The organism is Microlunatus kandeliicorticis (assembly GCF_014137855.1).
Classification (GTDB): Bacteria; Actinomycetota; Actinomycetes; order Propionibacteriales; family Propionibacteriaceae; genus Microlunatus; species Microlunatus kandeliicorticis.
The window spans coordinates 191,472-202,650 of sequence record NZ_JACGWT010000001.1 but is presented as its reverse complement, the minus strand read 5'-3'; the positions used below and the strand labels follow the sequence as shown (position 1 = coordinate 202,650).

The following is an 11,179-nucleotide window of genomic DNA, read 5'->3' as shown; positions in this document are numbered from 1 at the left end:
CTGTTCCAGCCAACCGGAATGAACCGATTCAATCCGGCCAGGTGGCCCGGCCACCGCACTCACCATCGACCGGTGGCAACGAAGCGCCCGGCGACCTGAGGAGGAACAGCGTTGTTTCCATCACGTGCGCGGCGCGCACTGCGGGCCGGGGCCGTCCTGGCCGTCGCGGCCCTGACCGCGTCCGCCTGCTCGGTCGGATCCATCGGGTCCGGCAGCGACTCGTCCGGATCCGGGACGACCACGATCACCTACCTGACCGGCAACGACCAGACCAACGTCGCCTTCCAGACCGCGCTGATCGACGGGTTCATGAAGGCGAACCCCGACATCAAGATCAACCTGGAGACCCAGCCGGGCGGGACCGAGGGTGACAACCTCACCAAGACCAAGCTCAGCACCGGCGAGATGGACGACGTCTTCAACTACAACGACGGCTCGCTCTTCCAGGCGCTCAACCCCGACAACACGCTGACCCCGCTCGGCGACCAGCCGTGGGTGTCTCAGCTGACCGACCAGTTCAAGGCCACCGTCAGCACCTCGAAGGGGCTCTACGGCGCGCCGCTGGGCAGCTCGCAGGCCGGGGCCGTGCTCTACAACAAGAAGGTCTACAGCCAGCTCGGCCTGTCGGTCCCCAAGGACTGGGCGACCCTGATGAGCAACAGCGAGAAGATCAAGGCGGCCGGCAAGACCGCGATCATCCAGACCTACGGCACCGACTGGACGGCCCAGCTGTTCGTCCTCGGCGACTACGGCAACGTGGCCGCGCAGCAGCCGGACTTCGCCACCCTCTACACCGAGAACAAGGTGCACTACAGCGACCAGCCGGCGCTGCAGGGCTTCCTCAACCAGCAGAACGCCCACCAGGCCGGGCTGTTCAACAAGAACTACGCCTCGGCCACCTACGACGACGGCATCAAGATGCTGGCCACCGGGATGGGCGCCCAGTACCCGATGCTGACCGGCGCGGTCTCGGCGCTGCAGGCCAACTACCCCGACGACGTCAACGACATCGGCGTCTTCCCGCTGCCGGCGCAGAAGGCCAGTGACACCAAGCTGACCGTCTGGCAGCCGAACGCGCTCTACATCCCCAAGACCACCACCGGTGCCAAGCTCGACGCCGCCAAGAAGTTCGTCGCCTGGGTCAACGGGACCGAGGGCTGTGCGGTCCAGTCCGAGAAGTCGCCGCCCAGCGGGCCGTACGTGATCAGCAGCTGCAAGCTGCCGAGCGACGCCCCCACCCTGGTCAAGGACCTCCAGCCCTACTTCGACAGCAAGGACTTCGTCTCCGCGCTCGAGTTCAGCTCGCCGATCAAGGGCCCGAGCCTGCCGAACATCACCGTGCAGGTGGGCTCGGGGATCAGCACCGCGGCGCAGGGCGCGAAGCTCTACGACGAGGACGTGAAGAAGCAGGCGCAGCAGCTCGGCCTGCCCGGCTGGTCGTGACCGCCTGATGGCCACCACCGTCGCCCGCGGGGTCGAGACGACCGGCGTCGTCGCCTCCGCCCCGCGGGCCCGGCGCCGCAAGAGCCCCTACCCGCTGTGGTTCTACCTCCCGGCCGGGGTGCTCTTCGTCGTGCTGTTCGCGATCCCGACCTTCGCCTCGTTCTACTTCAGCCTGACCCGCTGGACGCTGTTCAAGACCGAGTTCATCGGGCTGGACAACTTCGTCCAGTTCTTCAGCGAACCGATGCTGGTCAGCGCCTTCGGGCACGCCTTCATCTACGGCTTCCTCACCTCGGCCGCCAAGGTGGTGCTCGGGCTGCTGCTCGGGCTGCTGCTGACCAGCTCGATCGTCGGCCGCGGCTACCTGCGTGCGGTGATCTTCTTCCCGGTGCTGGTCTCGACCATCGGGGTCGGCGTCACGTTCAAGATCATGATGAAGCCGGACACCGGGCTGATCAACACCACCCTGAGCTGGTTCGGGGTGAGCGGGCCGGGCTGGCTGACCGACCCGAGCCTGGCGCTCTACTCGGTGGCCGCGGTGGACATCTGGAAGGGCGTCGGCATCGCCACCCTGATCTACATCGCCGGGCTGGTGGCCATCCCGCAGGAGTACTTCGAGGCGGCCCGGGTCGACGGGGCCAGCGGGTGGCGCAACTTCTGGAACATCACCGTCCCCCTGGTCCAGCCGGCCACCAACACGGTCATCCTGCTCTCGCTGATCGGCGGCCTGCGCAGCTTCGACCTGATCTGGGCGATGACCAACGGCGGGCCCGGCTTCACCAGCGACGTGATCGCCTCGGTGATCTACAAGCAGTACCAAGCCGGCTTCTACGGCCTCTCCACTGCGGGCAACGTGGTGCTGTTCGTGGTGGTCACCGCGATCGTCGTCCCGATCTCCTACCTGCTGACCCGACGGGAGGTGAACCGGTGACCTGGAAGCTCCGTTGGCCGGTCGGGATCGTCGCCATCGCCGCCTCGGCCGTCGTGTTCCTGGTGCCCTTCGCGTTCATCCTGCTGACCGCGAGCAAGACCGGCCCGGACGCCTCCGACCTCTCGTTCAGCCTGCCGAAGCAGTGGGTGCTGATCGAGAACATCAAGGAGGTGCTGCACACCCAGGACTACGTCGTGCTGCGGGCCTTCATCAACTCGATCACCCTGACCGTGGGCAGCGTGACCGTCATGGTGGTGCTGGCCGCGATGGTCGGCTACGTGCTGCAGCGCCGCCGGTCGCGGATCAACACGGTGGTGCACTTCCTGGTGCTGGCCGGGCTGATCGTCCCGCCGGCCGTGGTGCCCACCATCTGGGTGCTGCAGGGCCTGGGGATCTTCAAGACCATGATCGGGATGATCCTGATCGAGGTCACCTTCGGGCTGTCGTTCTGCGTGCTGCTCTTCCGGGCCTTCGTGGGCACCATCCCGCGCGAGCTCGACGAGGCCGCGATCGTCGACGGCGCGGGGCCGCTCCGGCTGTTCTTCTCGGTGATCGTCCCGCTGCTGCGGCCGGTGATGATCACGGTGATCGTGGTGCAGGCGGTGGCGGTGTTCAACGACTTCACCGGCCCGCTCTACTTCCTGCCGGGCGACGCCGGGGTCACGGTGCAGCTCACGCTCTACAACTTCCAGAGCCAGACCCTGAACCAGTGGAACCTGTTGTTCGCCGACATCCTGCTGATCACCATCCCGCCGCTGGTCATGTACATCTTCTTCAACCGGCAGATCGTGGCCGGGATGACCTCGGGCGCGGTCAAGGGCTGACCCGCACCCGGCCGCGAGCCCGCCGAGCGGTCGGACGATCATGGAACCGCAGCACACCCCACCAGACAGGAGCGACGTCGTGATCCCGTCCGACGTGTTGGACCAACTCGCCACCCAGGCGATCGAGCTGCCCTCGTGGGCGTTCGGCAACTCGGGCACCCGGTTCAAGGTGTTCAGCACTCCCGGCACCCCGCGCACCGTCGAGGAGAAGATCGCCGACGCCGCCGAGGTCCACCGGCTCACCGGGCTGGCCCCGTCGGTTGCGCTGCACATCCCCTGGGACAAGGTGGACGACTACGCCGCGCTCCGGTCGCACGCCGAATCCCTCGGCGTCCGGCTCGGGACGATCAACTCGAACACCTTCCAGGACGACGTCTACAAGTTCGGCAGCCTGACGCACGTCGACGAAGCGGTCCGCCGCAAGGCGATCGACCACCACCTCGAGTGCATCGCGATCATGGACGCCACCGGGTCGCAGGACCTCAAGATCTGGCTGGCCGACGGCACCAACTACCCCGGCCAGGGCGACCTGCGCGGCCGGCAGGACCGGCTGGCCGACAGCCTGGCCCAGATCTACGACCGGCTGACCGGCGACCAGCGGCTGGTGCTGGAGTACAAGTTCTTCGAGCCCGCCTTCTACCACACCGACGTCCCCGACTGGGGAACCGCGTACGCCCAGACCGCCGCGCTCGGCGAGCGTGCCGTGGTCTGCCTGGACACCGGCCACCACGCCCCGGGCACCAACATCGAGTTCATCGTCGCCCAGCTGCTCCGGCTGGGGAAGCTCGGCTCGTTCGACTTCAACTCGCGGTTCTACGCCGACGACGACCTGATCGTCGGCGCGGCGGACCCGTTCCAGCTGTTCCGGATCCTCTACGAGGTGATCCGGGGCGGCGGGTTCGGTCCGGACTCGACCGTCGCCTTCATGCTCGACCAGTGCCACAACGTCGAGGACAAGGTGCCCGGCCAGATCCGCTCGGTGCTCAACGTCCAGGAGATGACCGCGCGCGCGCTGCTGGTCGACACCGACGCGCTGGCCAAGGCCCAGGAGTCCGGCGACGTGCTCGGTGCCAACGGGATCCTGATGGACGCCTTCTACACCGACGTCCGGCCCGGCCTGGCCACCTGGCGCGAGTCCCGCGGACTGCCGGCCGACCCGATGGCCGCCTATGCCGCCTCCGGTTACCAGACCCGGATCGAGTCCGAGCGGGTCGGCGGCACCCAGGCCGGCTGGGGCGCGTGATCCCGTCACCACCCGCGCCCTGAGCCACCCCACCCGCGCCCTGAGCCTGTCGAAGGGCCCCACCGGAAAGTGATCATGACGAACCAGGCCGTGACCGAGCTGATCGAACGGTCCCACCGCCTCGGCGCGGACAAGAAGAACACCAACTACGCAGGCGGCAACACCTCGGCCAAGGGCACCGCGACCGACCCGGTGACCTCGCAACCGGTCGAGCTGCTCTGGGTCAAGGGTTCCGGCGGCGACCTCGGCACCCTGACCGAGCCCGGGCTCTCGGTGCTCCGGCTCGACCGGCTCCGCGCGCTGGTCGACGTCTACCCCGGCGTCGAGCGCGAGGACGAGATGGTGGCCGCCTTCGACCACTGCCTGTTCGGCAAGGGCGGTGCCGCGCCGAGCATCGACACCGCGATGCACGGGCTGGTCGACGCCCCGCACGTCGACCACCTGCACCCCGACTCGGGCATCGCGCTGGCCACGGCGGCCGACGGCGAGCGGCTGACCCGGGAGATCTTCGGCGACACCGTGGTCTGGGTGCCCTGGCGGCGTCCGGGGTTCCAGCTCGGCCTGGACATCGCCGCGATCAAGCAGGCGAACCCGCAGGCGATCGGCTGTGTCCTCGGCGGGCACGGGATCACCGCCTGGGGCGACACCTCGGCCGAGACCGAGCGGCACTCGCTGACCATCATCGACACCGCGGCCCGCTATCTGGCCGAGCACGGACGGCCGGACCCGTTCGGTCCGCCGCGCGACGGATTCGGACCGCTGCCGCGCGAACGCCGGCGCGCGCTCGCCGCCGCACTGGCCCCGACCGCCCGCTCGATCGCCTCGCAGGACAGCGGCGCCCAGGGCCGCCGGATGGTCGGCCACTTCACCGACGACGAGCGGGTGCTCGAGTTCCTGGCCGGCAGCGAGGCGCCGCGGCTGGCGGCGCTGGGCACCAGCTGCCCCGACCACTTCCTCCGCACCAAGGTGCGGCCGCTGCTGCTGGACCTGCCGCCGGACCGGCCGGTGGAGGAGCTGACCGCGCGGCTCCGCGCGCTGCACGAGAGCTACCGCGCCGACTACCAGGCCTACTACGACGCGCACGCGGAGCCCGACTCCCCCGCCATCCGCGGCACCGACCCCGCGATCGTGCTGGTGCCCGGTGTCGGGATGTTCTCGTTCGGCAAGGACAAGCAGACCGCCCGGGTGGCCGGCGAGTTCTACCTCAACGCGATCAACGTGATGCGCGGCGCCGAGTCGGTCTCGACCTACGCCCCGATCGACGAGGCGGAGAAGTTCCGGATCGAGTACTGGGCGCTCGAGGAGGCCAAGCTGGCCCGGATGCCGCAGCCGAAGGAGCTCGCCGGGCGGATCGCCCTGGTCACCGGGGCCGCGTCCGGGATCGGCAAGGCGACCGCCGCCCGGCTGGCCGCCGAAGGCGCCTGCGTGGTGATCGCCGACCTCGACGCGGCCAAGGCCGAGGCCGCGGCGGCCGAGATCGCCCGGGGCGTCGGGGCCTCGGCGCAGAACACCGCCGACGTGGCGGTGGGCATCGTCGCCGACGTCACCGACGAGGCTGCGGTGCAGCGGGCGGTGGACGACGCGCTGCTCGCCTTCGGCGGGCTCGACCTGGTGGTCAACAACGCCGGGCTGTCGCTCTCCAAGCCGCTGCTCGAGACCACGGTGGCCGACTGGGACCTGCAGCACGACGTGATGGCCCGCGGCTCGTTCCTGGTCTCGCGGACCGCGGCCGGCCCGATGATCGAGCAGCGGCTCGGCGGCGACATCGTCTACATCTCGAGCAAGAACTCGATCTTCGCCGGGCCCAACAACATCGCCTACTCCGCCACCAAGGCCGACCAGGCCCACCAGGTGCGGCTGCTGGCCGCCGAGCTCGGCGAGCACGGCATCCGGGTCAACGGGATCAACCCCGACGGCGTGGTCCGCGGCTCGGGGATCTTCGCCGGGGGCTGGGGTGCGCAGCGGGCCGCCGTCTACGGCGTGGCCGAGGACGACCTCGGCAAGTACTACGCCGGCCGCACCATCCTCAAGCGCGAGGTGCTGCCCGAGCACGTGGCCAACGCGGTCTTCGTGGTCTGCAGCCGCGACCTCGACCACACCACCGGTCTGCACATCCCGGTCGACGCCGGGGTCGCGGCGGCGTTCCTGCGATGACGCCCGACGCCCCGACGCCGACGCCCGCCGAGGGCTGGGTGGCCGCGGTCGACCTCGGGGCGACCAGCGGCCGGGTATTGGTCGGCCGGGTGCACGACGGGTCGCTCGAGATCGACGTGGTGCACCGGTTCCCCAACCAGCCGGTCCGCACCCCCGACGGGCTGCGCTGGAACGTCCTCGAGCTCTACCGGCAGGTGCTCACCGGGCTGCGCGAGGCGGTCCGCCGGCGTCCCGGGCTGGTCAGCATCGGGATCTGCTCGTGGGCGGTCGACTACGGGCTGGTCCGGGTCCGCGACGACGCACCGCCGCTGCTGGTCGGCAGCCCGTTCCACTACCGCGACGACCGCACCGCCCGGGGGGTCGAGGCGGTGCACGCCGTGGTCGAGCCCGACGTCCTTTACCAGTCCGCGGGACTGCAGTTCCTCCCGTTCAACACGCTCTACCAGCTGGCCGTCGACGCCGCCGACGGGCAGCTCGACGACCGCACCCGGGCGCTGCTGCTGCCCGACCTGTTCGGCCACTGGCTGACCGGCGCGCTGGTCGCCGAGCGCACCAACGCCTCCACCACCGGGCTGCTCGACGTCCGCACCGGTGGCTGGAACACGACGCTGCTCGACAAGCTCGGGCTCCCCGGCGGGCTGCTGCCCGACCTGGTCGAGCCGGGCACCCGGATCGGCGCGGTCACCGGTGCGGCCGCCGACGAGCTCGGGCTCGACCCCGGGAGGCACCCGGGCGGTCCCGCCCTGGTCGCCGTCGGCTCGCACGACACCGCCTCGGCGGTGGTGGCCGTCCCGATGGCCGACCCGACGACTGCCGCCTACATCTCCTCGGGCACCTGGTCGCTGGTCGGGCTCGAGCTCGACGCGCCGGTGCTCACCGAGGACGCCCGCGCCGCCGGCTTCACCAACGAGGGCGGGGTCGACGACCGGATCCGGTTCCTGCACAACGTGATGGGGCTGTGGCTGCTCAACGAGTCGGTCCGCCGCTGGGAGCGCGACGGCGTCGAGGTCGACCTGCCCGCGCTGCTCGCGGACGCCGCCGACGTCGACCCGGCCGAGGTGCCGGTCTTCGACGCCGAGGACGACAGCCTGCTCCGGGCCGGTGACGACATGCCCGAGCGGATCGCCGCGCTCTGCGGGTCCGGCGGTGCCGGGCTGACCGGGGACACCGACCGCGCGCGGGTGCTGCTGGTCCGCAGCATCTGCGCGAGCCTGGCCGCCGCCTACGCCGCCACCCTGGAGTCGGCCGAACGACTGAGCGGACGTCGGGTCGAGGTGATCCACGTCGTCGGCGGCGGCAGCCAGAACCCGCTGCTCTGCCAGCTGACCGCCGACCGGACCGGCCGCCGGGTGCTGGCCGGACCGGTCGAGGCCACCGCGATCGGCAACGTGCTGGTGCAGTCCCGCGCCGCCGGGACGGTGAGCGGCGGGCTGGCCGAGCTCCGGACGCTGGTCGCCGACGCCCACCCGCCGACCGGCTACGAGCCCCGATGACCGCCCGCCACCGCCCGGAGGGGAGACTCGCTCGGTGAGAATCGGCTTGTTCATCACCTGCCTGGCCGACGCGCTGTTCCCCGACGTCGGTCGGGCCACCGTCCGGCTGCTCGAACGGCTCGGGCACGAGGTGGTCTTCCCCGTCGACCAGACCTGCTGCGGCCAGATGCACGTCAACACCGGCTACCAGGCCGACGCGCTGCCGATGGTGCGCAGCTTCGGCGAGGTGTTCGCCGACTGCGACGCGGTGGTGGTGCCGTCGGGCTCGTGCGTGGGCTCGGTCCGCCACCAGCACGCGATCGTCGCGCGCCGGTTCGGCGACGCCGCGCTCGAGACCCAGGTGGCGGCGGCCGCGGCCAAGACCTACGAGCTCTCCGAGCTGCTGGTCGACGTGCTCGGGCTGACCGACGTCGGCGCGTACTTCCCGCACACGGTCACCTACCACCCGACCTGTCACTCGCTGCGGATGCTCCGCGTCGGGGAGAAGCCGCTGCAGCTGCTCGGGGCCGTGGAGGGCCTCGACCTGCGGGAGCTGCCCGACGCCGACCAGTGCTGCGGGTTCGGCGGCACCTTCGCGATCAAGAACGCCGAGACCTCGGCGGCAATGCTGACCGACAAGATGCGCCACGTGCTCGACACCGGTGCCGAGATCTGCACCGCGGGCGACAGCTCCTGCCTGATGCACATCGGCGGCGGGCTGTCCCGGCTGCGGGCCGGCACCCGGACCGTCCACCTGGCCCAGATCCTCGCCTCGACCCGGGAGGACCCGTTGATCATCACCCCGACCGCGCCGGCCGGGCCGTCGTCCACCGTCCGCGCGGTCGGCGCCGTGGTCGAGGAGCGGGCCCGATGAGCACCACCATGCTCGGCATGCCGCAGCGCCGCGGAGCGGTGCCGACCGCGCCCGCCGGGGTCGGGCACCTGCGCGGCGAGGAGTCGTTCCCCGACGCCGCCCGGCACGCGCTGAGCGACACCCAGCTGCGGGCCAACCTTGGCAACGCCACCCGCACCATCCGGGCCAAGCGGGCCCGGGTGGTCGCCGAGCTGCCCGACTGGGAGGCGCTCCGCGAGGCCGGCCGCCAGCTCAAGGTGCACACCATGGCGCACCTGCCCGACTACCTCGTCCAGCTCGAGCAGCAGGTCACCGCCCGCGGCGGCGTGGTGCACTGGGCCCGCGACGCCGCCGAGGCCAACGCGATCGTCACCGAGCTGGTCCGGGCCACCGGGTCCGACGAGGTGGTCAAGATCAAGTCGATGGCCACCCAGGAGACCGGGCTCAACGAGGCGCTCGAGGCGGCCGGGATCGCCGCCTTCGAGACCGACCTGGCCGAGCTGATCGTCCAGCTGGGGCACGACAAACCGAGCCACATCCTGGTGCCGGCGATCCACCGCAACCGGGCGGAGATCCGGGAGATCTTCCTGCGCGAGATGGGCGACGTCGACCCCGACCTCACCGACGAGCCCGCGGTGCTGGCCGGAGCGGCCCGGCTGCACCTGCGGCGCAAGTTCCTCTCGGCGAAGGTGGCGATCAGCGGGGCGAACTTCGCGGTGGCCGAGACCGGCACCCTCGGCGTGGTCGAGTCCGAGGGCAACGGCCGGATGTGCCTGACCCTGCCCGACACTCTGATCACCGTGATGGGGATCGAAAAGCTGGTCCCGCGGATGCGCGACCTCGAGGTCTTCCTCCAGCTGCTGCCGCGCAGCTCGACCGGCGAGCGGATGAACCCGTACACGTCGATGTGGACCGGGGTGACGCCGGGCGACGGGCCACAGGCCTTCCACCTGGTGCTGATGGACAACGGCCGGACCGCGGTGCTGTCCGACGACCAGGGCCGCGACGCGCTCAACTGCATCCGCTGCAGCGCCTGTCTCAACGTCTGCCCGGTCTACGAACGGGCCGGCGGGCACGCCTACGGGTCGGTCTATCCCGGCCCGATCGGCGCGATCCTCTCCCCGCAGCTGACCGGCGTGGAGGACAACGCGTCGCTGCCGTACGCGTCGTCGCTGTGCGGCGCCTGCTACGACGCCTGCCCGGTCAAGATCGACATCCCCTCGATCCTGGTGCACCTGCGGGCCGAGCACACCGAGGCCCGCGCGGCCGAGCGGCGGCTGCCCGGCGCCGAGGCGGCCGCGATGAAGGCGGCGTCCTGGGTGATGGCCGACCCGGGCCGGTGGACCCGGGCGCTCCGCGGCGGCCGGCTCGGCCGGGTGCTCGGACGCCGCCGCGGGGTGATCGGCGAGCTCCCGCTCCCGGTGGCCCGGCAGTGGGGCGCCACCCGCGACCTGCCGCAGCCGCCGAGCCAGACCTTCCGCGACTGGTGGGCCACCCACCACCAGTCCGCTGCACCCACGCGCCCTGAGCCCACCCCCACGCGCCCTGAGCCTGTCGAAGGGCAGCAGCCGTGAGCGCCCGGAGCGAGATCCTGGCCCGGATCGCGGCGGCGCACCGGACGGCACCCCCGCCCGACCTGCCCTACGAGGCGATCAGCCGCGACTACCGGTCGGCCGCCGACGACAGCCGCGGCGACCATGATCAGCTGGTCGAGCTGCTGGTGGACCGGCTGGTCGACTACAAGGCACTGGTCCGGCGGACCGACGCCGACGGGCTGGCCGACACCGTCGCGGCGGCGCTGGCCGACCGAGGCGTCCACCGGCTGGTCCGGCCCTCCGGCCTCGAGGGGGCCTGGCTGGCCGGCTACCCCCATGATCAGCTCGCCGACAGCCGCGACCAGCCGCTGAGCGTCGCCGAGCTCGACGGGGCCGACGGGGTGATCACCGCGTGCGCGGTGGCGGTGGCCGAGACCGGCACCCTGATCCTCGACGGGTCCGCCGACCAGGGCCGCCGCGCGATCACCCTGGTGCCCGACTACCACCTCTGCGTGGTGCGTCTCGACCAGGTCTGCGCCGACGTCCCGCAGGCGGTCGCCCGGCTCGACGGGGTGACCGAGCCGATCACCATGATCAGCGGACCCAGCGCGACCAGCGACATCGAGCTCAACCGGGTCGAGGGCGTCCACGGCCCCCGCACCCTCGAGGTGATCATCGTCCGCTGAGGACACCACCTCCACCCGTTCCGTCCACCGCTCACCGA

At 71.2% G+C, this 11,179-nt stretch carries 9 protein-coding genes; all 9 read left to right on the top strand.

The window, feature by feature from the left end:
• Window positions 1–111 precede the first annotated feature (111 nt).
• The 9 genes from FHX74_RS00975 to FHX74_RS00935 all read left to right on the top strand — a co-directional run bounded on the left by FHX74_RS00975 (window position 112) and on the right by FHX74_RS00935 (window position 11,141).
• Complete coding sequence (locus FHX74_RS00975) at window positions 112–1,443, top strand: ABC transporter substrate-binding protein (protein WP_182558228.1); 1,332 nt, start codon at window positions 112–114, stop codon at window positions 1,441–1,443.
• A 7-nt stretch (window positions 1,444–1,450) separates the two neighbouring features.
• Complete coding sequence (locus FHX74_RS00970; RefSeq protein WP_182558227.1) at window positions 1,451–2,374, top strand: carbohydrate ABC transporter permease; 924 nt, start codon at window positions 1,451–1,453, stop codon at window positions 2,372–2,374.
• Window positions 2,371–3,198 (top strand): carbohydrate ABC transporter permease, encoded by an 828-nt coding sequence (locus FHX74_RS00965; RefSeq protein ID WP_182558226.1) that lies wholly within the window; start codon window positions 2,371–2,373, stop codon window positions 3,196–3,198. Before FHX74_RS00970 ends, FHX74_RS00965 begins: the two co-directional genes overlap by 4 nt.
• Window positions 3,199–3,277: 79 nt before the next feature.
• A complete protein-coding gene (rhaI, locus tag FHX74_RS00960; protein WP_328823552.1) occupies window positions 3,278–4,441 on the top strand; it encodes an L-rhamnose isomerase in 1,164 nt (387 codons plus the stop codon).
• A 75-nt stretch (window positions 4,442–4,516) separates the two neighbouring features.
• The gene (locus tag FHX74_RS00955) at window positions 4,517–6,595 is read left to right on the top strand and encodes a bifunctional aldolase/short-chain dehydrogenase (RefSeq protein ID WP_182558224.1); all 2,079 of its coding nucleotides are present in this window, start codon (window positions 4,517–4,519) and stop codon (window positions 6,593–6,595) included.
• Window positions 6,592–8,088, top strand: a complete 1,497-nt coding sequence (locus FHX74_RS00950) for a rhamnulokinase (protein ID WP_182558223.1) — start codon at window positions 6,592–6,594, stop codon at window positions 8,086–8,088. The genes FHX74_RS00955 and FHX74_RS00950 overlap by 4 nt, the downstream gene beginning before the upstream one ends.
• Window positions 8,089–8,122: 34 nt before the next feature.
• Window positions 8,123–8,941 carry a (Fe-S)-binding protein gene (locus FHX74_RS00945; RefSeq protein WP_182558222.1) on the top strand — a complete coding sequence of 273 codons (819 nt, stop codon included), beginning with the start codon at window positions 8,123–8,125 and terminating at the stop codon, window positions 8,939–8,941.
• Window positions 8,938–10,494, top strand: coding sequence for a LutB/LldF family L-lactate oxidation iron-sulfur protein (locus tag FHX74_RS00940; protein ID WP_182558221.1), 1,557 nt, complete (start codon window positions 8,938–8,940; stop codon window positions 10,492–10,494). Before FHX74_RS00945 ends, FHX74_RS00940 begins: the two co-directional genes overlap by 4 nt.
• The gene (locus FHX74_RS00935; RefSeq protein WP_182558220.1) at window positions 10,491–11,141 is read left to right on the top strand and encodes a LutC/YkgG family protein; all 651 of its coding nucleotides are present in this window, start codon (window positions 10,491–10,493) and stop codon (window positions 11,139–11,141) included. The genes FHX74_RS00940 and FHX74_RS00935 overlap by 4 nt, the downstream gene beginning before the upstream one ends.
• Window positions 11,142–11,179 lie beyond the last annotated feature (38 nt).

Coding starts and splice junctions, on each gene's coding strand:
- FHX74_RS00970 (WP_182558227.1), top strand. CDS start 1,451: ATGGCCACCACCGTCGCCCGCGGGGTCGAGACGACCGGCGTCGTCGCC.
- FHX74_RS00955 (WP_182558224.1), top strand. CDS start 4,517: ATGACGAACCAGGCCGTGACCGAGCTGATCGAACGGTCCCACCGCCTC.
- FHX74_RS00950 (WP_182558223.1), top strand. CDS start 6,592: ATGACGCCCGACGCCCCGACGCCGACGCCCGCCGAGGGCTGGGTGGCC.
- FHX74_RS00940 (WP_182558221.1), top strand. CDS start 8,938: ATGAGCACCACCATGCTCGGCATGCCGCAGCGCCGCGGAGCGGTGCCG.